The sequence below is a fragment of the Streptococcus oralis genome, assembly GCF_023110435.1.
Lineage (GTDB): Bacteria > Bacillota > Bacilli > Lactobacillales > Streptococcaceae > Streptococcus > Streptococcus oralis_CF.
Genome location: NZ_JALDWB010000001.1, coordinates 154,655 through 180,079, shown reverse-complemented (window position 1 = coordinate 180,079; position 25,425 = coordinate 154,655). Strand labels below are relative to the sequence as shown.

22 protein-coding genes and 1 tRNA gene are annotated in these 25,425 nt (G+C 39.7%); 6 read left to right on the top strand and 17 right to left on the bottom strand.

Annotated elements, in window-relative coordinates:
* Nucleotides 1-199: 199 nt before the first annotated feature.
* The 13 genes from M1F97_RS00880 to M1F97_RS00820 form a co-directional block, all read right to left on the bottom strand.
* Nucleotides 200-1,147, bottom strand: coding sequence for an HNH endonuclease (locus M1F97_RS00880; RefSeq protein WP_247943896.1), 948 nt, complete (start codon nt 1,145-1,147; stop codon nt 200-202).
* Nucleotides 1,140-2,738: an AAA family ATPase gene (locus M1F97_RS00875; RefSeq protein WP_247943895.1), complete on the bottom strand. Its 1,599-nt coding sequence runs from the start codon at nt 2,736-2,738 to the stop codon at nt 1,140-1,142. The genes M1F97_RS00880 and M1F97_RS00875 overlap by 8 nt, the downstream gene beginning before the upstream one ends.
* A 1-nt stretch (nt 2,739) precedes the next feature.
* A complete protein-coding gene (locus M1F97_RS00870) occupies nt 2,740-3,414 on the bottom strand; it encodes a hypothetical protein (RefSeq protein WP_247943894.1) in 675 nt (224 codons plus the stop codon).
* Between the two features lie 185 nt (nt 3,415-3,599).
* Nucleotides 3,600-4,481, bottom strand: coding sequence for a class II fructose-bisphosphate aldolase (locus tag M1F97_RS00865; RefSeq protein WP_001019005.1), 882 nt, complete (start codon nt 4,479-4,481; stop codon nt 3,600-3,602).
* A gap of 139 nt (nt 4,482-4,620) precedes the next feature.
* The gene (vncS, locus tag M1F97_RS00860; RefSeq protein ID WP_247943893.1) at nt 4,621-5,949 is read right to left on the bottom strand and encodes a sensor histidine kinase; all 1,329 of its coding nucleotides are present in this window, start codon (nt 5,947-5,949) and stop codon (nt 4,621-4,623) included.
* On the bottom strand, nt 5,946-6,602 hold the full coding sequence (gene vncR / locus M1F97_RS00855) for a response regulator transcription factor VncR (protein WP_132973672.1): 657 nt from the start codon (nt 6,600-6,602) through the stop codon (nt 5,946-5,948). The genes vncS and vncR overlap by 4 nt, the downstream gene beginning before the upstream one ends.
* A 247-nt stretch (nt 6,603-6,849) precedes the next feature.
* The gene (gene vex3, locus M1F97_RS00850) at nt 6,850-8,229 is read right to left on the bottom strand and encodes an ABC transporter permease subunit Vex3 (protein ID WP_180833868.1); all 1,380 of its coding nucleotides are present in this window, start codon (nt 8,227-8,229) and stop codon (nt 6,850-6,852) included.
* 55 nt (nt 8,230-8,284) lie between these two features.
* Entirely contained in the window at nt 8,285-8,932 is a 648-nt protein-coding gene (gene vex2 / locus M1F97_RS00845; RefSeq protein ID WP_000173737.1) for an ABC transporter ATP-binding subunit Vex2, read from the bottom strand.
* A 12-nt stretch (nt 8,933-8,944) separates the two neighbouring features.
* On the bottom strand, nt 8,945-10,222 hold the full coding sequence (locus M1F97_RS00840) for an ABC transporter permease (protein ID WP_001068259.1): 1,278 nt from the start codon (nt 10,220-10,222) through the stop codon (nt 8,945-8,947).
* 392 nt (nt 10,223-10,614) lie between these two features.
* Nucleotides 10,615-10,700, bottom strand: a tRNA-Leu gene (locus M1F97_RS00835).
* Between the two features lie 80 nt (nt 10,701-10,780).
* A complete protein-coding gene (locus M1F97_RS00830; RefSeq protein WP_131200165.1) occupies nt 10,781-11,356 on the bottom strand; it encodes a cysteine hydrolase family protein in 576 nt (191 codons plus the stop codon).
* Entirely contained in the window at nt 11,356-12,144 is a 789-nt protein-coding gene (codY, locus tag M1F97_RS00825; RefSeq protein ID WP_125394844.1) for a GTP-sensing pleiotropic transcriptional regulator CodY, read from the bottom strand. Before codY ends, M1F97_RS00830 begins: the two co-directional genes overlap by 1 nt.
* A 281-nt stretch (nt 12,145-12,425) precedes the next feature.
* Complete coding sequence (locus M1F97_RS00820) at nt 12,426-14,003, bottom strand: DEAD/DEAH box helicase (RefSeq protein ID WP_247943892.1); 1,578 nt, start codon at nt 14,001-14,003, stop codon at nt 12,426-12,428.
* Nucleotides 14,004-14,350: 347 nt separating this feature from the next.
* Between M1F97_RS00820 and M1F97_RS00815 the strand changes: the two genes are divergently transcribed.
* The 6 genes from M1F97_RS00815 (at nt 14,351) to M1F97_RS00790 (ending at nt 22,024) form a co-directional block, all read left to right on the top strand.
* Nucleotides 14,351-15,667, top strand: a complete 1,317-nt coding sequence (locus M1F97_RS00815; protein WP_247943891.1) for an FAD-containing oxidoreductase — start codon at nt 14,351-14,353, stop codon at nt 15,665-15,667.
* 164 nt (nt 15,668-15,831) lie between these two features.
* Nucleotides 15,832-17,037, top strand: a complete 1,206-nt coding sequence (locus M1F97_RS00810) for a hypothetical protein (RefSeq protein WP_247943890.1) — start codon at nt 15,832-15,834, stop codon at nt 17,035-17,037.
* Between the two features lie 585 nt (nt 17,038-17,622).
* Complete coding sequence (locus M1F97_RS00805) at nt 17,623-18,378, top strand: hypothetical protein (protein WP_247943889.1); 756 nt, start codon at nt 17,623-17,625, stop codon at nt 18,376-18,378.
* Between the two features lie 310 nt (nt 18,379-18,688).
* On the top strand, nt 18,689-20,032 hold the full coding sequence (murT, locus tag M1F97_RS00800; RefSeq protein ID WP_247943888.1) for a lipid II isoglutaminyl synthase subunit MurT: 1,344 nt from the start codon (nt 18,689-18,691) through the stop codon (nt 20,030-20,032).
* Entirely contained in the window at nt 20,032-20,814 is a 783-nt protein-coding gene (gene gatD / locus M1F97_RS00795; RefSeq protein WP_247943887.1) for a lipid II isoglutaminyl synthase subunit GatD, read from the top strand. Before murT ends, gatD begins: the two co-directional genes overlap by 1 nt.
* 127 nt (nt 20,815-20,941) lie before the next feature.
* Complete coding sequence (locus tag M1F97_RS00790) at nt 20,942-22,024, top strand: M24 family metallopeptidase (protein WP_247943886.1); 1,083 nt, start codon at nt 20,942-20,944, stop codon at nt 22,022-22,024.
* A gap of 102 nt (nt 22,025-22,126) precedes the next feature.
* Here the strand turns inward: M1F97_RS00790 and M1F97_RS00785 are convergent, their stop codons facing one another.
* The 4 genes from M1F97_RS00785 to M1F97_RS00770 all read right to left on the bottom strand — a co-directional run bounded on the left by M1F97_RS00785 (nt 22,127) and on the right by M1F97_RS00770 (nt 25,326).
* The gene (locus tag M1F97_RS00785; protein ID WP_169446497.1) at nt 22,127-22,588 is read right to left on the bottom strand and encodes an ECF transporter S component; all 462 of its coding nucleotides are present in this window, start codon (nt 22,586-22,588) and stop codon (nt 22,127-22,129) included.
* Nucleotides 22,566-23,339, bottom strand: coding sequence for a bifunctional hydroxymethylpyrimidine kinase/phosphomethylpyrimidine kinase (locus M1F97_RS00780; protein WP_247943885.1), 774 nt, complete (start codon nt 23,337-23,339; stop codon nt 22,566-22,568). The genes M1F97_RS00785 and M1F97_RS00780 overlap by 23 nt, the downstream gene beginning before the upstream one ends.
* Nucleotides 23,329-24,078 carry a tRNA pseudouridine(38-40) synthase TruA gene (truA, locus tag M1F97_RS00775; protein WP_247943884.1) on the bottom strand — a complete coding sequence of 250 codons (750 nt, stop codon included), beginning with the start codon at nt 24,076-24,078 and terminating at the stop codon, nt 23,329-23,331. Before truA ends, M1F97_RS00780 begins: the two co-directional genes overlap by 11 nt.
* A 96-nt stretch (nt 24,079-24,174) precedes the next feature.
* Nucleotides 24,175-25,326 carry an MFS transporter gene (locus M1F97_RS00770; protein ID WP_247943883.1) on the bottom strand — a complete coding sequence of 384 codons (1,152 nt, stop codon included), beginning with the start codon at nt 25,324-25,326 and terminating at the stop codon, nt 24,175-24,177.
* Between the last annotated feature and the right edge of the window lie 99 nt (nt 25,327-25,425).

The following is a 25,425-nucleotide window of genomic DNA, read 5'->3' as shown; positions in this document are numbered from 1 at the left end:
CTTCTCCACACTGTATTAGAAAGATGCTTCATTATTCCATTTAGTTCTTAAAAAAGTGTGGCAAAATAGGGGCAAAATCTTAAGTTGAATTTGCCACAAATCATATGATCTGGTTTGAGAAGAACTCTCTGTATTTGGGTCCAAAGAGCATCAACCATATCCTCCTATTTTACATGTAAAACTTTAATAAGTTAATTTTTCACTTTTCTCTCAACTCAACTATATAATCATATGTATCCTTTTTTAATTTTGATAATGAATGATTTAAATAGTCATCAAAACTATCATTGGAAACCTCTCCAAAAATCATACTATCGAAAAATTCTTCTGAAAATTCATTTCCTATGTTACCTTTATCTCCCAAAAGAGAAATTAAATAATCACGATATTCTTTACAATATTTTTCTTCTTTCATAAACATTTCAGCAACATCTTTTTTATGAATTTCATACGCATCTTCTAATTTTAAAACATTATCTTTTTGTGATTCATCGCCAAAATATAATTCTATCTTTGAAGAAATACTTGGTGGAGACACTTTAAAATTAAATTCTTTATTAGATTCAACTTCAAAAGGACAAAAGTTATAACTTTTCTCTTTTTTTATTCTGTTACACGTACTACAAGAGGGGATTAGATTTGATAAAGTCAAAGAAAAAAAAGGGAAGTCTCTTTTATTGTAGTAATGATCAAACTCACAACCAGACTTATCATCACGAGAATTTATATAATTTCGGTTACAATATGGACAAACAGTGATACCCAAGTCCTGAATTAGACTAATATTATTTTTCTTCATTTTACTTTCAGGATCCGTATAAGTTGAAGTAAAAAATCTTTTATAATAATTTCTATAAGTTTTTAACTTTTTTGCATTTCCTACATCTTCTACTATATCCTTGAATACAGTACTGTTTATATTGATAGAATCATGAAGTCTTTTAAGTTCAACAAAAGACATAGTAAGCAAATTCTTAAAATCCTCTACCATCTTCGGCTTTCCTTGTTTTTCAAGTATTTCATTTAACAAATTTACTATAAATATGCCCAGACCATTTGACTTAAGGAATCTAGAATTTTGACTCAAAATATAATCATAATATCTTTCTAATTCATTTTGGCTATAAAATTTAGTTATTCTAATCATTATTTTCTTCTTCAGGTTTTAAAATCTTTTCCTTGAGTTCTTTTATCTGTTCTTCCAGTTTTTCAATTTTTTTCTCATAGTCTAATCTATCGTTCTGATCATTATTCCATCTAACTTTTTTTATCTGTTTTTTTAAGTGGTTCCGAATAATATCTTCACCAATCATATTTATCAATTCTTCAAAAAACTCTCGAACTTCATATCCTGGTGTTTCTTTATCAAATTGTAAACCATATTTACTAATGAATTCTTCATAAGCAGCCCTCTCTTGTATTAATACATCATTTGAGGAATTTCCAAATATCTTTAATAAATCTTCAATAACTTGTTGCGAAAAAGCGCCTTTAGGTGCTTCTAAGAAAAAAGAATTCTTGAATAGACTATAAATATTCTGTCCAAAAGTTTTTAATTTTTTATTAGGCTCTTCTGGTAAATATATTACATCCTCTGCTAGAAAGTCTGAGAGAATAATAGGTGAATGTGTTGATAATATTACCCGAACTGCACCATTCCTTTTCTTCATAATTTTACCGATAATAGGTAAAACACGGTTTACCCAATTTCTTTGCCACTCAGGATGCAGACCTAGGTCAACTTCATCAAGCAAGACTAGTATTTTACTACTAAGATTACTTTTGATACTATTTAAACGTCCAAGTAAATTAAGTAACGCTAGCTCACCCGAACTAAGTCCATTCCATGCAAATTCAAGGACAGAAAATGTTTCTTGTGAAATCAAATTATCCGATTCTTCAGTATTTAAACCTTTAAAAATATCTTCTAACGTCTTTCTATCATCATCCTTAGTAAAGATAAAATTTCTTCCAACATTACTAATAATGGTACTTAAATCATTAAAGAAATTTCTTAACTGAGTTATCTTTGATTTTGTATTACCATTTAAAAATTTATTTAAATCCAAATAGAATCTTTCAGTTGGTTGTATAGTTTTAGGATTTATTTCATTAATTAAAGATACGATTTGCTCACGACTCAAGTTGAAAACAATATAATCGCTAAATACTGCAAAGAATTTTCTCAATAAAACTTTTATTATGTTCTTTTCTTTATGTACATATTTTATTATTTCTTTTAGTTTTTTTTCCCATTCATCATTCAAATTATTGCCTTTCAGATAATATTTATTATATGAAATTATCCCTTCACCAATTTGATTTAATCTAAGAAATACTCTTTTATCCGAAAGTTCAATTAAATTTTGCCATTTCGTATTTTTATTTCCCTTTTTATAATAATCAATCACTACTTTTACTTGTTTGATCGAATCTTCTCGATTCAAGTTTACAAGATCCATAGTATTTAAATATGCAGAGGTAGAAATATCTATAGAACCACTAGAATTAACTTGTAACTTATTCAACTCTACGGAAGCTGAATACTTAACAAAAGAATAAGCTAATATATCCTTGGTATCCTGATAGAATTTTGCAATTGAATACTCATCCTTTTCTAATAAAGAATTTATCAACCTTGTTTTTCCCGAACCGTTTTCACCAACTACACAGTGCACAGATTCAATTTCATTAGAATAATTTAATCTATACTTAAAGCTACTACGATTATTTTCCATTTTAAATTTCCTTTACTATACATTCAAAGTGTGTAAGCTTACAATAAGTATCTAATCTACTGAGAACTATTTCTATATCTTTCATTTCCTCTTCATGTTTCTGTTTATCATAATCAGGAATTTTTACTGTTAGCGAACCTTGAATGGGGCCTTTTTTCAATTGCCTACCAATGAGATGTCTAAATCCTATTTCATTGTCTTTATAAATTTTATTAATATTTCGAATTCTTGACAGATTAGGGGCAAAAGTATGATCCTCACACCATTTTTCAATATCCACATCTAACGGATACGGGATAAAAATTCGAATTACATTCTTAAGTATTAGCTTATACCTCCAACTTTCTCGCCCTGCCCAAATATAATCCAATCCTTTAGCTTCGATCACTTTAAAAACAGTAGCTAGATAAATAGCCGCATTATTATTCGTGATAAATATAATATCCCCTGATTTAGGTGGATTACTTTTTAAATTATTATCATTCTCACTATAGCCCCAAACAGAGAATGATTCTTCTTTGGATTCTAGAATTTCTTTTATGTCATTTAAATCTCCATTTTCAGCTTCTAAAGCAGAATTAATATGAGATTTAGGAACTTTTTTCTCAATTGTATTAAGATAAGGTGTTGTTACTCCACCCCCACCAGCCATTACAAAGATATTCTGACCCGTCATAGTTATTTACCTCTAAAACTAAAAGTTTAGTAATTTTATAATTGAAGAAATAGTTTCGATTATCTTCAAATAATAAAACCGCTTACATATTGATTATATCATAATATTTTATATTTGTTCTAAAACAAAGAAAAAGGGTTATCCAAATTGGATAAACCCTATTATATTAAGCTTTTACAAACTTCTTAAGCTTTACCTTCTGAACCGAATACGTCGATACGTTCTTCAACTGATGCTTGGATAGCTTTTACACCGTCAGCCAAGAATTTACGTGGGTCGAAGAGTTTCTTCTTGTCGTATTCAGCTTCGTTAGCTTCGTAGTCACGAGCAAATTTACGAGTTGCGTTAGCGAATGCGATTTGGCATTCAGTGTTAACGTTAACTTTTGCAACACCAAGTTTGATAGCTGCTTGGATTTGGTCATCAGGGATACCCGAACCACCGTGCAATACGATTGGGAATCCTGGTACAGCTTCAGTCAATTTTTGCAAGTGGTCAAGGTGAAGACCTTTCCAGTTTGCAGGGTATGGACCGTGGATGTTACCGATACCAGCTGCCAAGAAGTCGATACCAGTTGCAACCATTGCTTTAGCATCTTCGATTGGAGCCAATTCACCATCACCGATGATTCCGTCTTCTTCACCACCGATAGTTCCAACTTCAGCTTCTACTGATACACCATTTGCGTGAGCAAATTCTACAACTTTACGAGCTTTTTCAAGGTTTTCTTCAACTGGAAGGTGTGAACCGTCAAACATAACTGAAGTATAACCAACTTGAATACACTCAAGTGCATCTTCGTAGTGACCGTGGTCAAGGTGGATAGCTACTGGTACAGTGATACCCATTGATTCAACGAGGTTAGCGATCAAGTTGCGAGCAACTTTGTAACCACCCATGTATTTAGCAGCACCCATTGAAGTTTGGATCAAAACTGGAGCTTTTTTAGCTTCTGCTGCGCGCAAGATAGCTTGAGTCCACTCAAGGTTGTTTGTGTTAAATCCACCAACTGCATAACCGTTGTCACGAGCTGCTTGGACAAATTTTTCTGCTGAAACGATTGCCATTTGTCAGGCCTCCTATATATTTTTTGGGACATCCCATTTACATTGTTCATTTTATCACTTTTTGATAAAAAAAGCTAGTTTTTCCCATACTTTAGATTGAATTTCTTACAATTAAAGCAATGTAAACCTTTTCTTTCCCCTAGTCTTGCACGACTTTAGGATAAGACATGAAGAAGGTCAAATGCTCATCTTGCATCTCAAAATGATAAGGTAATTTCTCGTGTTCTAATAAACTTTTGACCACAAAGAGCCCCATTCCTGAACCCTTGGCCTTGCGACTAGCATTGCCAGAAAAAGACTGGGCCAGTTTTTCTTGTTCTTCAGGACTACAGCTATTCTCGATAAAGAGTTCCCCTTCTCTTTCTCCTATGCGGACCAAGCCACCTAGAGTGGAGTGCTTGATGGCATTACTGATAAGATTGGACAGGATCAATTTCATCACAGATGGATTTATGTAAGCCTGCTGATGGGTCAAGCTATTCTCTATCCGAAGCTCTCTTTCCTTAGCAAGTAGAGTATAATCCTCAACCAAGGCTTGTGTCATTTGGAGCAGGTCAATGTTCTCCTTCTTCTCTCGCAATTCCTGAACCGAAGAAAGAGAAAGTATCTGAAGAACGTGGTGACTAAGGTCGTCCACAATCCCCAGGGCTACTCCAAGATAGTGGTCTCTATCCTTGTAACGACCAATATTTTCCTTCATATTTTCGATTAGGATTTTGAGACTAGCCAGAGGTGTTTTCAATTCATGAGAAGCTCCTCGTAAGAACTCAACCTTCATCTTTTCAAGCTGGAGAATGGCTTCATTCTTTTCATGCAAATCGGCAATAACTGTCAAAAGATGCTGGTAGAGGCTATTGATTTGTTCCTTGAGATCACCAATCTCATCCTTGGAATCCACGCGCAATCGCACTTGAGCATCCAGTTCCATCATCCGACGGGTCACCCGCTTGATTTCCAAAATCGGGGCAACAATAGTCCGAGCATAGATGTAGGCCACCAAGAGGGAAATCAGAAAGGATGCCAGCAAGGTATAAGGAAGAAATTGGAGACTGATTTGCTCTGCTTCCTTTTGCAAGTCCATCGAAGCTAGAAATTGAAGAGTCATGGTGCTACCATCTTGCGTTTTCACATCACGCTCCTCGATAAAGAGAGAGGTGGTCTGGCGGTCTGTGTCCAGAGGAAGGTTGTCCTTGACTTCTAACTTGTCCTCGGTCATCTCTCCCTTGACGGCTCCCTTGATATCACTAGTCTGAGAATACAGGTCTAACACTTGCTCGATACTCTGCTTATCCTTTCCCTCTAAGGACCGGGCAATGGCTGTCGCTTTCTGACCAATGGTTTCCTGACGATGGCTCAGATAAGTCGAAGGAAAAAGAAAATAAATAGCTAAATGAAGACAAATAACCAGAACACTAAAAATCGAGAAGGTATAGATAAATATCTTTGTAAATAAACCTGTTCGTTTCATTTTCGCTCCAATTTATAACCAACATTGCGCACAGTGAGGATACAATCCAAGTCTAGCTTTTTCCGCAGTTCCTTGATATAGACATCAATGACACGGTCAAAGGGGACTTCATCTGTCGCCTTCCAGACAGCATCGATAATCTGAGAACGAGTCAAAGCCCGTCCTTCATTTTTCACCAGATAGTCCAGAATTTCCAACTCTTTGGCATTGATAGCCACTTCTTCTCCTGCTAGGCTTGCACTGTAGCTTTCAAAGTCCACCTTAGTATTCTTATAGGAAAAGGTTCGTCCCGTATCGTAGTAACGCTTGAAAATCGCGTCTACTCTCACTTTTAAGAGGGAGAGGGAAAAGGGTTTTTCCAGATAGCCATCTGCTAGCGAAGCAAAGGCACTCATCTTGTATTCTTCATCCTGAAAGGCGGTCAACATCAAGACAGGAACCTGACTGGTCTTACGAATCTCAGCTAGGACTTCTAGGCCATTCAGCTTGGGCATCTGGATATCCAGTAAAACTAGGGCTACTTCATAGCTGGAAAATTTTTCTAAGGCTTCCTGACCGTCTGCTGCTTCAATGGTTTCATAACCACAATCCGTCAAATAGTCACTGATCCCCTCACGGATCATCTCCTCATCTTCTACAATTAAAATTTTCATAGAAAAACGTTTCACATTCCTTTAAATTTCTTGTAAATCATCTCGGTTTCACCCTGAAAGGAAGAGGCCTTATACTCAATGAAAATCAAAGAGCAAACTAGGAAGCTAGCCGCAGGCTGTACTTGAGTACGGCAAGGTGAAGCTGACGTGGTTTGAATTTGATTTTCGAAGAGTATTATCAAGATGAAATAAATAAAAATGCTACCTATATTATACCCCATTTAGGGGAGAATAGGTAGCAAGTTTTTTATTCGCTATCGAGCAAGAGCTCTTTTGGTTGTTTTCTGAGGAGATTGCTTGAGGCAAGCGCCATAACGAGAATCACTAGAACCAAAGCAAGGACAAAGACGATGATAAAGTCTGATGTCTGAATGGAAATGTCTAGGCTCGACAAGGTCTTACTAAAGCCATCTACTTCAGCACCACCACCAAGATTAGAGGCTTGAGCAGCCTTGCTGGCTTGCTTGGCAACACCTGAAGTGACATTGGCAAGAACAGTATTTCCGATTGCTCGAGCTGTGTAGTTGGCTAGGAAGTAAGCCGAAACGAGAGCAGGGATGGCGATCAGGATAGATTCGGTGATAAATTGCCCCAAGATACTTGCCTGCTTGAGACCGATAGAGAGGAGAATTCCCACTTCCTTGCGGCGAGCGTTAATCCAAAGACTAAGCAAGAGTGCAAGGAGAAGAACTGAGAAGCTCAAGCTACCCCAGAAGAGGAGGTTGGCCATCTTGTACATACCAGAGATGGATTGCTCTAGAGCTGGGTAGTTAGAGGAGCTCTTCACAAGTGTGTAGCTCTTCCAGTTGATACCGCTGATACCATTCAACTCTTTCATGACATCATCCAAGTTCTTATCCGCTGTTACAAAGAAGGTTGCGTCCCCATAAATAGCTGTGTCTTCTGTGTATCCATAAAGTTTTGCAGCAGTGTGAATGTCTGTGATAGCTGTATTTTCATAGAGTTCTTGTGAGTAGGTTACTGCTGACTTATTGTGACCATCAAAGAGCCCCTTGATAGTCACTTCAACTGTTTCCTTGGCTCCTTTTTCATTGTCTGCGTCGTAAACATTGGAGTCTAATTTGACCTTATCTCCGACTTTCCAACCGTGTTTGGCTGCCAAGTCCTTGTGCATGAGGATCTTGTCTTTGTCGTCGTTGGTTAGGTGCTCACCTTCAACCAGCTTATATGAGCCAGAGACAAACTTATCTTCTTTAGAGGAGTCATTGACACCTGTAATCATCAAACTACTTCCAAAACGCTTGGCACGGTCAGCAGTGAGATTTTTCTTGGTTTCTGGTGTTTCGATGAGGTCATATCCAGTCAAATCTCCGATAGCATTGATCCGTTTAACATAAGACTCGATGGCCTTATTTTCGGTGATTTTTTTGATATCCTCACCCTTGATATTCCCAGAACCACGTGGCGTTCCTTGGTTGACGCGACGATTGATTTGCATGGAGAAACTATTGGTGATATTTTTAAAGGTCTCCTGAGAAGCCTTGGCAGTAGCTCCCTTGATCGACAAACCGACCAAACTCAAGCTCGCCATGAGGAGAATAATCAGGAAGATAACAATCGATTTGAAAAACTTCCTTGTAACATAGGCAAATGCGTTGTGTAACATAGGTTCCCTTTCTAGATTTGATTCGTTTTTATCATTCTATCAAAACAAACTCATCTTATTTTGTAGTATTGCGAGTTTCAGTCAGTTTCTTGTCCTTCAATTCAAGTGTAATATCTGACGCTTGTGCCACTTCTTTACTGTGGGTGACGACGATCACACATTTACCTGTTTTCTGGGCAAGTGATTTGAGCAGTTCGATAATATCTCCAGCAGTTTTAGGGTCCAGATTTCCTGTTGGCTCATCAGCTAGAATAACTGGAGCTTCTGAGACTAAACTGCGAGCGATGGCTACACGTTGCTGTTGACCACCTGATAACTGGAGAACGTTCCGCTTGATCTGACTTTCATCCAAACCAAGCTCAAGAAGTGTATCCTTGCTTGCTTTTTTGTTGACCAAGCGGATATTTTCCAGCGGAGAAAGATAATCTATCAAGTTATAATTTTGAAAGACCAAGGAAATATGGTGCATGCGATGGTATGAATACCCCTTGTTCCGAATGTCCTCTCCTTGGAAAAGGATAGAACCTTCAACAGGACTATCTAGACCAGCCAGTAGGGACAAGAGAGTGGATTTTCCTGCTCCTGACTCACCAATGATACTATAAAATTTTCCGGGTTCAAAATTATACTTGATCTGATATAAAACTGCTTCAGCAGTGTTCTTATAACGGTAGGTAACATCTTGCAATTGTAATAAAGTCATGATTTCTCCTTCTTAACTAATAGATGATAAAATTTCTTTCGGCGATTTTCTAAATAAGAATAGGAAACAAAGGGCTACTGATAAGCAACCAATCAGGAGCAGAAAGACATAGGATTCTGCAAAGGATAGGAGACTGGTTGATAGACCACTTGCTTTGGCCAGCGTGTCCTGTAAGGTTGCCTGATCTCCACTGGCTAGTACAGTTTGGAGTAGATAGGATGTGATGGCATTTCCTGCAACAAATGCTGGAAGCAAAGCTCCAAGAGATACCAAAACTACCTCTAAACAGAACTGGAGGAAGATTGAGATCTTGCTTTTTCCAAGTGCGAGTAGAATCCCCACTTCGTAGACCCTTTCTCTCAACCAGAGGGACAAGACCAAAATTAAGGCTCCAGCTCCAGCTATCAACATCCCATAAAGGAAGATGGTCAGGAAGGTTTGGAAGGTTGCAACTGAGTCTTTGATTTGTTCAAAGGCCTTGTTTTCCTTCTCAACTTGGTAACCTTGACTTTCCAAAGCCAAGCTTTCCACCTGCTTCATGAGTCCGTCCATTTCCTTAGGATTTTCTACATAGAAGCGCGCTGCACTGACTTGAGCTTCACTATTTCCCAGAAGGGTTTGGCTACTTTCATAGTCTGTAAAGACTTGGTTTTCACTGAAGTCGGAAGACAAGCCTGTAAATTTCTCTTGTTTTTTACCAGAAAAGATCCCAACAATTTCAAACTCAACTGTCTGTCCTTTTCCAGATTCTGACTGTCCAGCATCCAAGCGAATCTTGTCATGAAGCAAAAGACCGTTCTTCTTAGCCAACTCTTCGTGGATCAGGATTTTCTTGGAATCCCCTTTTTGAAGGTGTCGCCCTTCTTTAAGATTGAAAGCCGAACTGGTAAAGGTGACATCCTTGGATGAATCCTCAAGAGCCGTTAAGCTAACCAAGTTCTTGTCTGATGCTGACAAATCATCACGTTCTACGCTCTGCTCACCACTCACCGCTTCCTTGTCTTTCAGTTTTGCGACCGTTTCGAGTTCAGGAGAGACATTTTCCAGTCCCTTAATCTTGCTCACGGATGCTAGGTCAGACAACTTGAAGGTCTGTCCATTTTCTATCTTTTTGATAGAAAAAGATGTGTTGAGTGATTTGTAAAGATTGCTTTCTACTGTTTTGTTGGACTTCATCAGAGTCAAACAGGCTGAAATTCCTGCTAAAAGGACAAATAAAATCAGAAATAAAATAAAACTTCTCAGTCGTTTTCTGCTGACATAAGCCCAAGCTCTTTGGATTGGATTCATTTGTCACCTCCATATTTGTAAGACTATTATAAAATCCAAATATGAAATGTTTATGAAATCGAAAAATTTTTTGATTTATTTTTTGAAAAAACAAAAAAGCTAGCAAACGCTAACTTTCCTTCTTATATAAGGAGAAATAGTACCAATCAAAAATCTACTTCATTTTAAAAATGATAATCACGTCTTTCTGATTAGTATTTTTCCATTTCCTAAGTTCTTCATTTTCTGACTAGTTTTTGAGGATATTCTTGATAGAATGAATTGGAAAACTCAGTTTAAATGTTCTGATACAATGATTGTTCTTAATGCCAATATTTTTCGATATAGGAAACGTAACCTCTAGTCTTCTTTGTAAAAACAAAAAGAGCTAGCCAAAGCTAACTCTTACCCTATGCGGAGAGAGGGACTTGAACCCTCACGACCTAAAGCGGTCACAGGATCCTTAGTCCTGCGCGTCTGCCAATTCCGCCATCCCCGCGTCGATTACTTTACTAGTATATCAACTTTCAAAATCTTTGTCAACACTTTTTTCAGATTTTTTTCATTTTTCCAAGGGAATCATTCTTTAATTTCATCAAGATTTTCATCCAATAATTTGGCTCCCAGAGTATTCTTAAAATGTCCTAGAGCAAACTGATGATTTTCTGGCCAGATGGAGGCAACCGCAGGCTTGACAACCTCGATTTGATAACCTAAATTATAAGCATCAATAGCCGTATGGAGAACACAAATATCTGTCAAAACACCAGTTAAGATGACTGTATCAACTCGACGTTCTCGCAAGCGAATATCTAAATCCGTTCCTGAAAATGCTGAATAGTGACGCTTGTCCATCCAAAAGACACGACTATCAGAAGCATGGGCTTGGTAAAAATCCGCTAGTTTTCCATACAAGTTGCGACCACTAGTTCCAATGATGTTGTGAGGTGGGAAAAGTTTACTCTCAGGATGAAAATCATCCCCTTCCTCATGAGCATCAATGGTGAAGAAAACATAGTCTCCACGATCAAAAGCCAGTCTAGTCACCTGAGCAATCGCCTCAGAAATAGCTTGAGCAGGAGCACCTGCTGTCAATTTTCCCTGATCTGCTACAAAATCCTCTGTATAGTCAATTGAGATTAAAGCCTTTGCCATTAGTAGTCCCTCTTTTTCACTTCCTCAAAGATATCTGAAATCAATACCTTGAGATAGGTTCCCTTCATTCCTAGTGAACGGCTTTCAATGATTCCTGCCGACTCTAGCTTACGGAGAGCATTGACGATTACTGAGCGCGTAATGCCAATACGGTCTGCAATAACAGACGCAGTCAGCTGTCCTTCATTTCCATCCAATTCAGCTAAAATAGCTGATACGGCACGCAGTTCTGAATAGGAAAGGGTGTTGACCGCCATGGTAACAGCCGTACGACGGCGAATATTCTTTTCATCTTCTTCACGTTGGAAGTTCAATAGTTGAATTCCCACAACCGTGCTCGCAATCTCGACAAGGATCAAATCTTCATCTTCAAATTTCTTATCATTGCGCCAAATGATTAACGAACCTAGGCGAATCCCTGATACATGAATCGGAGCAATAGTTGTCAACCCATCTGGAAAGTCCGCACGGCTCTCCACAGGGAAAATGGTCAAATCATGTTCAACAGGAAGATTGGCTTCCGTATCATAGATCATATTTGCCCCTTGTACATAGTCATCTGGGAACGTCTTGGTTTGGAAAAACTGCTCTACACGGTCTGTATTAGTTTTATAGCGCATAAAATAGCCCAAAAGTCGTCCCTTGCTATTGACAATACAGGCATTGCAATCAATAATGTCTGCTAGTTGACGTGTAATGGCATTGTATGGAAGTTCATCCTGCATTTGCTCTTCAGAGCGTTTTAAAATTGATGTAATTTTTCTTGTTTTTTCTAATAAATGTGCCATTTTTCACCTCGCATTTAATCGCTATCATTATAACATAAAGAACCTGAAATTTCAATAATTATCTGAAAATTGCTTATTGAATTGCAATTTTTAAAAGCAAAAATATTTTATAAAAATAGCAATTTTTTATTGACATTCCGTTTTGATTTTTATATAATAACATTATAAGAAGATGAATTAAGGATCCCTTCCCATCTCACCTTTCCTTTACTTTTATACATCTTCTTTTACTATCGGTCTCCTTATATATAAAAGCGATTCACACTGTGAATCGCTTTTTTCTATTTATCTCCTTTGTTACGAATAACAAAGCCGGTCTTCTTTTCGCTTGAAGTGTTGCGAGGTTTTTTATTGTCTTTATTACGGTAACGTCTGTCTTTATCAAAACGATCGTTCCCACGACTACCTTTCTTGAACTCATCACGACGACCATTGCCACGGCGATCACGGTCTCGACGGTCGTCCCCACGACGGCCTCCACGACCTCCCTTAGCTTTGCCAGCAAAGCCATTACCTGATGGTTTAAATGGCAGTGGTTTTTCACGCGCAATCTCCACTTCAGGAAGGCTGTCTGGATCTTGGACTGTCAGACTCAAGATATACATAGCCAATTCTTCTGGACTAAATTCTGCAGCCAATTTACGGGCATCTTTAGCAAATTTCTCAAAGTTCCCACGAATGGCTTCGTCTGCGAAGTCTCGTTCGATTTTCTTGAGTGCTACTTGTTTCTTAGCTTGGAAGGCTTCTTCTGCTGTCGCTGGTTTCAAGCCTTTCATGCGTTTCTTGGTCAAGTTTTCGATGATTTGGAGATAGCCCATTTCATTTGGTGCTACGAAAGTAATGGACTGACCTGACTTACCAGCACGCCCTGTACGACCGATACGGTGAACATAGCTTTCAGGATCTTGAGGAATGTCGTAGTTATATACATGGGTCACCCCTGAAATATCCAAACCACGAGCTGCTACGTCTGTTGCAACTAGAACATCGAGATTGCCGTTTTTAAAATCACGAAGGACACGAAGACGTTTATTTTGGTCCAAATCACCATGAATTCCCTCTGCACGGAAGCCACGGATTTTAAGACCACGAGTCAATTCATCCACACGGCGTTTGGTACGACCAAATACAATAGCAAGGTCAGGTTGTTCCACATCCATAAGACGTGTCATGGTATCAAATTTCTCTTGTTCCTTGACACGGATATAGTACTGGTCCACCAGTTCTGTTGTCAATTCCTTGGCAGCAATCTTGACATGCTCAGGCTCTTTCATAAACTGAACACCAATACGTTTGATAGCATCTGGCATGGTTGCTGAAAAGAGCAAGGTTTGACGACTTTCAGGGACACGCGAGATAATAGCTTCGATGTCTTCTAGGAAGCCCATGTTGAGCATTTCGTCTGCTTCATCAAGGATGAGGGTTTCAATATCGTGCAATTTCAAGGCCTTACGTTTGATCAAGTCCAAGAGACGACCTGGTGTTCCTACAACGATATGGGCACCCGATTTAAGGGCCTTGATTTGTTTCTCAATACTTGAACCACCATAAACTGAGCGAACTTTCACTCCCTTGCTACGACCAAAGCGGAAAAGTTCTTCTTGGCTTTGAACAGCGAGTTCACGAGTTGGAGCGATGACCAAGGCTTGGATGGTCGCTTCTTCTGTACGGATTTTTTCAAGGGTTGGCAAGCCAAAGGCTGCGGTTTTCCCTGTACCAGTCTGAGCTTGACCGATAACGTCTTTTCCCTCAAGAGCCAAAGGAATAGTTTGCTCTTGGATGGGACTTGCTTCTACAAATCCAGCTTTTTCAATCTCTGCTAGCAAATCAGCAGACAAGTTAAATTCATTAAATTTCACGTTTTTCTTCTTTCTAAAGGTGGTGCGAAGCCACCCTATAGCGCTTAGCATATACTTTTCTTTTCATGACGTATCTTCTTCAAAACGAGATACCGTGTTGCTTCTTTTCCACGAAAGAAAAGTACTAGTTTCTTTGCAACCTATCTAGTATAACACAAGAGCGAGGCAAAAGATAGTAGAATCCATTAGGAAAATCATGTAAACGATTTTCTAGCAGTAAAGTGGCATGAAAGTTGTTTATCAAAGAATTTGAAGGGAGCATTTCAAGCTCACTTCATTTCCCGTAGCAGATTTGTGCAAAAAGTGTTTTCTTGTGCTAGAATGAAAATCAAACAGGAGGACTATAAATGTTAACATATGATTTAATCGTTATTGGATTTGGTAAAGCTGGGAAAACACTAGCTGGTAAATTGGCTTCAGCTGGCAAAAAAGTTGCCCTCATTGAACGTAGCAAAGCTATGTACGGTGGAACTTGTATCAACATCGGTTGTATCCCAACTAAAACCTTGCTAGTTGCTGCTGAGAAGGACTTGTCTTTTGAAGAAGTCATTGCTACCAAAAATACCATCACTAGTCGCCTCAATGGTAAAAACTATGCTACTGTTGCTGGTACAGGTGTGGATATCTTTGATGCGGAAGCGCATTTCCTTTCAAACAAGGTCATCGAAATCCGAGCTGGTGACGAAAAACAAGAACTGACTGCTGAAACTATCGTTATCAATACTGGTGCTGTTTCAAACGTCTTGCCAATTCCAGGACTTGCTACAAGTAAAAATGTCTTTGACTCAACAGGTATCCAAAACTTGGATAAATTGCCTGAAAAACTGGGAGTCCTTGGTGGTGGGAACATTGGTCTTGAATTTGCTGGTCTTTACAACAAACTTGGAAGCAAGGTCACAGTTCTAGATGCCCTAGATACTTTCCTACCTCGAGCAGAACCTTCCATCGCAGCTCTTGCTAAACAATACATGGAAGAAGACGGCATTGAATTGCTTCAAAACATCCGTACTACTGAAATCAAAAACGACGGTGACCAAGTTCTCGTCGTAACTGAAAACGAAACTTACCGTTTCGATGCCCTTCTCTACGCAACTGGACGTAAACCAAATGTCGAACCACTTCAACTTGAGAATACGGATATTGAACTAACGGAGCGTGGTGCTATCAAGGTCGACAAACACTGTCAAACAAACATTCCTGGTGTCTTTGCAGTTGGAGATGTCAACGGTGGACCTCAATTTACCTACATTTCACTTGATGACTTCCGCGTTGTCTACAGCTACCTTGCTGGAGATGGCAGCTACACACTTGAAGACCGTCTCAATGTACCAAACACTATGTTCATCACACCTGCACTTTCACAAGTTGGTTTGACTGAAAGCCAAGCAGCAGATTTGAAACTTCCATACGCTGTGAAGGAAATCCCTGTTGCTGCCATGCCTCGTGGTCACGTGAATGGCGACCTTCGCGGAGCCTTCAAAACGGTTGTCAATACTGAAACAAAAGAAATTCTCGGTGCAACTATCTTCTCAGAAGGTTCACAAGAAATCATTAACATCATCACTGTTGCCATGGACAACAAAATCCCTTACACTTACTTCACAAAACAAATCTTCACTCATCCAACCTTGGCTGAGAACTTGAATGACTTGTTTGCGATTTAAGATTTCAAATATTCTACACAAGACAAGTATCCATTTTGGCGCTTGTCTTTTTCTATCCAGTCCATAGTTTCCTTACAAGATTATTTGTGCTTTTAGCTGTAAAAGCTTATAATATAGGTGTAAGATGTTGTCTTCATTTTCTGTTCAAAAAGGAGGCTAGTCACATGGGAAAGCAAGTTAAATCACCAAAACACTCTCCTTTTTCCTTTCTAGCCAAAGGAAAAAGTACGGCTATGAAAACACTGGTTTTCTGTGTCAGTATAGTCTTCATTTTTCTCCTACTTTTCTGGATGCTTTTTCGCTTGATTTCACCTCAAAAACAGCAATTCACAGTCAATCAAGCTGCTGATTTTTACCTTGTTAATTCGAAATCCATTCAAAGTTATCAGTTGCAAAACGATCAGTTTCAGCTCATGAAAACTGAGGACGTCTCCATTGCAGAAGATGTCAATTTCTGGTTTCCTCAGGGACGGTTTGACAATCGCTATCTCGTCTTCTCATCTGGAAATACCAGAGGGAAAGCATCCACTCAAAACATTGTATCCCTTGACTTTCAGACAGGGGACATCCGGAAAACTTCAACTCCCTTCTATGCTTATTCGGGAGCTGGAGTATCAGACAAATTCTTCTACACAGGACAAACTACAACTGAGGATGGTGTGCTCAGTATGTTTGACATCTCAGGAAAGCTGATTACTCAGAAAACATTCTCCGAATCCACTTCCTTTCCAATCCAGTTTCATGGAAGAGGGAATCGCCTCTACCTCGGTCTGGGGTTTCATGATGAGTCCCGTCAACGACCCGCTTTAGTGTTTGATGGATATTTAGTTGAATTGGACGAAAATGACCAACTAAAGGAATTATCTCGCACACCTCTGACAAGCGAAGGAAAAATCGTTGAAATGTTGACGTCTTCTGAATTAATCGGTGACAATTATTACAGTAGCGTTGCTTATACTCGAAATACAGAAACTTTCTCCAAAGATCCAGACAATCGCATACTTGTCATGAACTTGTCTAGTAAGGAAAAGCACTTCATCAAGCTACCAGAGGACAACCCAAATCTTCTTTATAAAACACCGAAAGAAGACCGATTGATTGTAAAACATGAGGCGGATGGGAATGATCGCTGTGCCTTATCTATTGTCAATCTCTCTGATGAATCTAGCTATCTAATCAATGTCAGAAAAGATTTACCTGACTCTACGGAAGAGATAATACACATCGATACAAGTTTGACAAACAAGGTATTGATCGTAACTAATCAACATTTGTTATTGTATTCATTAGAAAATGGCCAACTTTTAACTAAAACAAAACTGGAACTGAAACAAAACGACTTTCCAATCGCAACTTGGTTTCAAAACTAATCACTTACAGCCCTATCGGGCTGTTTTTGTTTCTGCGAAATCTCAAATCTGTCTTTTCTTTCTTTTATGATATAATGTCCACACTTTACTTAGCAGTCCTAATTATATATTGAGTCTCAGCTCGCTCTTTTAAATATCAGCAATACATATGACTTTAAATAACTTGCTTCAACTCATCGTTTTATGAGTAATTTAAAAAGATATTTTGCAATGATTGTTTCGTGCCTAATTAGGTAAATTAGGCACTCTTCGCGCGGTCATGTGTGTATTTTCATCATTTGTGAGAAGATTTTACTGTTTGCAAATTGATGGCTAAGTCGATATATTTTTTCTTCTTAAATATTTTACAAATTATTTGATCTTTTTAAAGATAAGAATCACTTTCTAATCAATCAAAGGATACTTCAAATTTCTTCGTTCTTGATAATATGAGCAATACTCCGCAAAATGTTTAAACTTTATCATTGTAAAAAATATCGAAAGAAATCCCATATTACATTAGTATATATTTGGTATGGGATGAAATTGACTTTCGAAAACATTAACTATATAATGTCTGTAAACAAGAAACAATGAGGTAACGATATGAATAAAACAGAATTACTATTACAAAGACTAAATAATATTGGTCAGTCTCTAAAAGATTCTAGACAAGCACTAGCTTTACTGGCACTTGGTTCTTGCGGAGCAGAAAGAGAACGATTGGATCAGTACTCCGATTTAGATTTCTTTGTTATTGTAAAAGATGGCTACAAGCAGGCCTATATCCAGGACCTAACCTGGTTAAGTAAGCTAGAACCAATTGCATTTCACTACCAAAATACAGTGGACGGACATAAAGTTCTATTTGAAGATGATGTTTTTTGTGAATTTGCTATCTTTGAAGCTCATGAACTAGTAAACATTCCCTTCGCTGAAGGCAAGATTATCTGGAAGGAGGTCGGTTTTGATGGAACAATCTGCCAGCCACAAAGATTGCCATCAAAAGAAAATAGAGACCGCGAATGGCTGTTGGGAGAAATTTTATGCAACCTATATATAGGACTAGGTCGCTATCAACGAGGCGAAAAATTGGCTGCTTATGATTTCATCCAAAACAGATCTGTCAAGCTCTGGACTGAACTAATCAATTTGGAAAAAACTTCTAAATCTAATTTTATAGATATTTTTAACAGCAACAGACGATTTGAAAAAGGTTATCCAAATGAAGCCAAACAATTACCCTACTTTTTGCAAGGTTACGAACGAATTTCTGAATCTGCTCAGGCACTCCTAGAATATCTTGATAAACACTATCCTCTTAACGCATTTATAAAAGAAAAAATTCGTAATTTATTATAAAAGAGACTTTCCAAAAAATAATCTAAATTCCAAAAGCTAGGTATCTTTATCAGCTGTAGGTATCTTTGTCAGCTATAGTAGATTAATGAAATTTTAAAACCTGTAGAGGATAATCGATGTCCTCTCCTTTCTTATGTTCAGAGTGAGAAAGATTTATTTCTTAAAGTTGCCAAAGTTATCAAATTCAAAAATATTGTATTTGATTGGTTTAATCAGAACCTAAAAAGCACCTCTAAGGTTACTTTTTTAGTTGATCTTAGAAGTTACTTTAGTTATTGGACTGCTGGGTGTAGTATGATATAATAGAAACATGAAATTAAAAACTACCTTGGGCCTTCTTGCTGGGCGTTCTTCCCACTTCATCTTGAGCCGTCTTGGCCGTGGAAGTACGCTCCCAGGAAAAGTCGCCCTTCAATTTGATAAAGATATTTTACAACATCTAGCGAAGAACTACGAGATTGTCGTGGTCACTGGAACCAACGGGAAAACCCTGACAACTGCCCTCACTGTCGGCATTTTAAAAGAAGTTTATGGTCAAGTTCTGACCAATCCTAGTGGTGCCAACATGATCACAGGGATTACGACAACCTTCTTGACTGCCAAATCCTCCAAAACTGGAAAAAACATTGCCGTCCTCGAAATTGACGAGGCCAGTCTATCTCGTATCTGTGACTACATCCACCCTAGCCTTTTTGTCATCACTAATATTTTCCGTGACCAGATGGACCGCTATGGTGAGATTTACACAACTTATAAGATGATTTTAGATGCCATCCGTAAGGTGCCTACGGCTACTGTTCTCCTCAACGGTGACAGTCCGCTTTTCTACAAGCCAGCTATTCCAAATCCTGTAGAGTATTTTGGTTTTGACTTGGAAAAAGGGCCAGCCCAACTGGCTCACTACAATACCGAAGGTATTCTCTGCCCTGACTGTCAAGGCATCCTCAAATATGAGCACAATACCTATGCCAACTTGGGTGCCTATATCTGTGAAAATTGTGGTTGCAAACGACCTGACTTGGACTACCGTCTGACAGAACTAGTTGAGTTGACCAACAATCGCTCTCGCTTTGTCATTGACGGGCAAGAATACGGCATTCAAATCGGTGGGCTTTACAACATCTACAACGCCCTAGCAGCGGTTGCCATCGCTCGCTTTCTCGGCGCAGATTCACAACTAATCAAGCAAGGATTTGATAAGAGCCGTGCTGTCTTTGGACGCCAAGAAACCTTCCATATCGGTGACAAGGAATGCACCCTTGTTTTGATTAAAAATCCAGTCGGTGCGACCCAAGCTATCGAGATGATCAAACTAGCTCCTTATCCATTTAGCCTTTCTGTCCTTCTCAACGCCAACTATGCAGACGGAATTGACACTAGCTGGATCTGGGATGCGGACTTTGAACAAATCACTGATATGAATATCCCTGAAATCAATGCTGGCGGTGTTCGTCATTCTGAAATCGCACGTCGTCTACGGGTGACAGGCTATCCAGCTGATAAAATCACTGAGACAAGCAATCTGGAGCAAGTTCTCAAAACCATTGAGAACCAAGACTGCAAACATGCCTATATCCTGGCTACCTATACTGCTATGCTGGAATTCCGCGAACTGCTGGCTAGTCGTCAGATTGTTAGAAAGGAGATGAACTAATGGTTTATACTTCACTTTCCTCAAAAGCTGGCAACTACCCTTATCAGCTCAACATCGCCCACCTCTATGGAAACCTCATGAATACCTACGGGGACAATGGAAACATCCTCATGCTCAAGTATGTGGCTGAAAAGCTAGGGGCTCATGTGACGGTTGACATCGTTTCTCTCCATGATGACTTTGACGAAAATCACTACGACATCGCCTTTTTCGGTGGTGGTCAAGACTTTGAACAAAGCATCATCGCAGGCGACCTTCCTGCTAAAAAAGAGAGCATTGACAACTACATCCAAAACGACGGTGTGGTTCTAGCCATCTGTGGTGGTTTCCAACTATTGGGTCAATATTATGTTGAAGCTTCAGGTAAGCGCATCGAAGGGCTAGGTGTCATGGGCCACTACACGCTCAACCAGACCAATAACCGTTTTATTGGTGATATAAAAATTCACAATGAAGAATTCAATGAAACCTACTATGGATTTGAAAATCACCAGGGCCGTACCTTCCTCTCAGATGACCAAAAACCACTGGGTCAGATTGTCTATGGAAATGGAAACAACGAGGAAAAGGTCGGCGAAGGGGTTCATTATAAGAATGTCTTTGGTTCCTACTTCCACGGGCCTATCCTCTCTCGTAATGCCAATCTGGCTTATCGTCTAGTCACTACTGCCCTCAAGAAAAAATACGGTCAGGACATCCAACTCCCTGCCTATGAGGATATTCTCAGTCAAGAAATCGCTGAAGAATACAGCGACGTGAAAAGCAAGGCTGACTTTTCTTAAACTAAGGAAAATTAGATAAAAGAACTCCACTATCTTGTCGGAGTTCTTTTTGCCTGTTCTTTTACCCTTCTCCCTTGCATTTTCTCTCATTTTTTGCCAAAATAGAGGGGTAGAAAGAAGGTAGCATATGTCTAAATTACAACAAATCCTAACATATCTTGAATCAGAAAAACTAGACGTCGCTGTCGTATCTGACCCCGTCACTATTAATTACCTCACTGGCTTTTACAGTGATCCCCATGAACGCCAAATGTTCCTCTTTGTCTCGGCGGATCAGGAGCCTCTCCTCTTTGTTCCAGCCCTTGAAGTGGAACGTGCAAGCAGCACTGTATCTTTCCCAGTTGTGGGCTATGTGGATTCTGAAAATCCATGGCAAAAAATCAAAAACGCTTTGCCACAGCACGACTTCAAACGTGTCGCTGTTGAGTTTGACAATCTCATCTTGACCAAATACCATGGCTTGAAAACTGTCTTTGAAACTGCTGAGTTTGAAAACCTCACTCCTCGCATCCAACGCATGCGCCTCATCAAATCAGCTGATGAAGTCCAAAAAATGATGGTTGCAGGGCTCTATGCTGATAAAGCTGTAAAAGTTGGTTTTGACAATATCTCTCTTGATAAAACCGAAACAGATATCATCGCCCAAATCGACTTCGCCTTAAAACGTGAAGGCTATGAAATGAGCTTTGATACCATGGTCTTGACTGGTGACAACGCTGCAAATCCGCACGGAATTCCTGGTGCAAACAAAGTTGAAAAGGACGCCCTTCTCCTCTTTGACCTGGGTGTTATGGTCAATGGCTACGCATCAGATATGACTCGTACAGTCGCTGTCGGTAAGCCAGACCAATTCAAGAAAGATATCTACAACTTGACCCTTGAAGCCCAACAAGCTGCCCTTGACTTTATCAAGCCAGGTGTGACTGCCCATGAGGTAGACCGAGCTGCCCGTGAGGTCATCGAAAAAGCTGGTTATGGTGAGTACTTCAACCACCGTCTCGGTCACGGTATCGGTATGGATGTCCACGAATTCCCATCTATCATGGAAGGAAACGACATGGTCATCGAAGAAGGCATGTGCTTCTCTGTTGAACCAGGTATCTATATCCCTGGTAAAGTCGGTGTCCGCATCGAAGATTGCGGTGTTGTTACCAAGGATGGCTTTGACCTCTTTACAAGCACCAGCAAAGATTTGCTTTATTTTGATTAATATTCTTCGAAAATCTTCCCACAATAAAACGCATAATATCAAGGTTTTTCAACACCTGATATTATGCGTTTTTCTGATTTTTAAAACTTTTCTCCAGCTGCTTTACTTAGTTTTCTTAATACTCTGACTAAGCACAAACCCTACAACCATACCCAAGGTATTTTGCAGGAAGTTTGGTAGGATTTCTGGTAGAGCCGCTGCCCAGCCATTCATCAAAGTTGAACCCAAGGCGTAGCCCCCTACCATGGCAATCGTTGCTAAGATAAGGCCTAACCACTGAGTTTTGCCTTTAAATCCTGCGAAAAATCCCTGCAAGCCATGGTTTACCAAGCTAAAGAACATCCACTGTGGATAGCCTGATATGAGGTCAATGAGGAATCCAGCTAGTCCTCCAACGACAGCCCCCTCTTTACTGCCAAAGTAAAAGGCTGCAAAGAAGACACCCGCATCTAAGAGAGTTAGAATGCCTGTTGGCGTTGGAATTTTTAAGAAATAACCTAGAACCACAGAAAGGGCGGTTAATAGGGATACAAGGGCGATTTTAGTTGTTTTTGTTTGCTTCATATTGTCTTACTCCATATTGATCTGCTTGTGCAATAGCACGGTAAACGAAAGCTTTAGAACTTTCTATTGCTGGTAAAAGTTCATCGCCCTTAACCAAGTGACTGGCGATGCTTGAGGCAAAGGTACAACCTGCACCAGCATTTTGGCCTTGAATGACTGGGTTTTCTAGAACAGTGAAAGTTTGTCCATCATAAAAGACATCTACAGCTTTGTCCTGACTAAGGCGATTGCCCCCCTTGATAATGACTGCTGGCGCTCCTAATTCATGCAATTTCTGCGCTGCTCTTTTCATATCTTCCAAGGTTTTAATCTCTTGATCAGCTAATAATTCTGCCTCTGGAAGATTTGGCGTAATCACACTGACATGAGGAAAAAAGCGGATCAATTCTTGGCAGAGTTCACTGACTGCCACGTCGTGCGTTTCCTTGCAGACCAAGACAGGGTCTAACACCACAGGTACTCCTGGGCGTTGTTTGATAAAGTCCAAGGCTTTCTCAGCCACACTGACAGTAGGGAGAAGACCAATCTTGATTCCCGCAAAATCCACGTCACGCAAACTATCTAATTCATGTTGAAAAATGGCGTCATCTGTTGGAAAGACTTCAAATCCCTTTTCTGTCAAGGCCGTCAAACAAGTCACTGCTACAAAACCATGCAAGCCGTTCAAGGTATAGGTAGCAAGATCGGCTGATAAACCACCACCACTAAAAATATCATTCCCAGAAAAGGCTAAAATACGATTATTCTTCATAACGAATCTCCTTTAAATACAAGCCATTGGGTGCCGCAGTGGGACCTGCAAGTTGCCTGTCTTTCTTCTCCAAGATCAGGTCAATCTGCTCTACTGGCATTCGATTATTTCCGATTTTGAGCAGCGTCCCCACCATATTGCGAATCTGCTTATACAAGAAGCCATTTCCTGAAAAGGTAAAGGTCAAAAACTGCCCTGTCTCATCGACTGTTAAACTCGCTTCTGTAATGGTCCGAACCTTGTCCTCTACACTGGTACCAGATGCTGTAAAACCGGTGAAATCATGGGTTCCCTCTAGCTTTTTGATTGCCATCTGCATCCGCTCAACATCAAGCGGATAGGGAAAGTGAGTGGCATAGTGACGACGCATAGGATTCTTAGGACGGCCCCTATCTACTATAAACTCATAGGTCTTACTGTGCTTGGCATAACGGCAATGAAAATCATCCGCCACAATCTCAATCAAAATCACATCGATATCTTCAGGAGACTGGGTATCCAGAGCAAAACGGAGTTTTTCCTCATCCATCTGATAGGGCAGGTCAAAATGAATAACCTGTCCCAGAGCATGGACCCCACTATCAGTCCTACCAGCACCGTGAACAGTGATGGCTTGCCCCTTATTGAGTCTCGTTAAGGTTTTTTCAATTTCTTCCTGAACGCTCCGCTCATGAGGCTGGCGCTGAAAACCAGCAAAAGCGTAACCGTCATAGGAAATGATTGCTTTATATCTTGTCATGTGTCTATTTTATCAGGAAATAATAGTACAAACAAGTTTAAAAAACAATAATTGTCTGGGGACAAAAAACAAAAAGAAAAACTTAGGAAATCAATCCTAAGCTTTATTTTGAAGTACAAACATGACAAGTACGGAAGTCACTATTAACCAGCATCCTAGAATGGTGAAGACCAGCATCCCGTTTTGAGTGACCATACCGACAGCTCCCAGGATGAATGGTGTCGTAAAGGCTCCAAAGCTACATCCTAACACTGCGAAAGACGTTGCCTGATTAAGGAGGTTAGCTGGGATTCTTTCAGAAAGAAGCTGAAAGACAGTGGTCAAGGCTACGCTGTAAGCAAAACCTGCCACAATACTTCCAACTACCATCACACCCAATGACGGAGACAAAGCTATCACAATCTGCCCTAATCCAAAGGTAATGCCTGACCAAAGGAGCAATCTTTCTTTAAAGAGAGAAATCAAGAAAGAAAAACTCACGCCAGCCACAATCCCAATCAACTGCATGATACTAAGAACAAAACTAGATAATTGAGCATCCCCGAGACCTCTTTCCACCATCAAACTAGGAATACGAATGGTGATAGCTGTATTGGTGCAGACCACGACTGCTGCTTCGACAGCCAATAGAAAAATTAATCCTTTCATCTGTCCAGTCAAACGAGTCGTTTCGGCCTCTTTTTTCTTTGTTTCTTTCTTTTCTTTGCCATAAGGGACAAAGAGCAGATAAAGAATCAATACTAAAAATCCCGCACTGTAGGCCAAGAAGGTCACTGTCCATCCCAAGGATAAGAGTTGACCTACCACTAGAGTCAAAATCGACGCCCCGACAACTTCTGCTGATCCGCGGAGACCCAGCATCTGAATCCGTGTCTTTCCATAATAGCGTTCGCTGATGATAGAAATGGCCTTGGCATTGATCATCCCAACACCCAAACCAAATAAAATCCGCATCGCAAAGACAAAGTTATAATCCTGATACCAGAAGGGGGCCGTTCCCCCAATAGAGAGGATGAGAAGCCCTAAACTAATTTGAAGACGCTCAGGAAACAAACGTTCCAAAAAACCATTTAAAATCAGCATAATCATAATCCCAAAAGAAGGGAGACTGACTAGGAGCTCGATTTGTTCTTTGGGATAGCCCTGATAGTAGTCAAACATGGCTGGCAGAGCACTTGAGATGGAAAAGGAGGTAATCAAAACGAGGGAGAGGGCCAAAATACTAGCCCGTTCTAAAAATTGTTTCATGGATTTTCTTTCTATATATTTCTCACTGTTGGTCCTTTTAAAAGGAAGAGGGCAAGAAAAGAAGGAGCCCGATTGAACTAGAGACTCCGTCCTAACTTT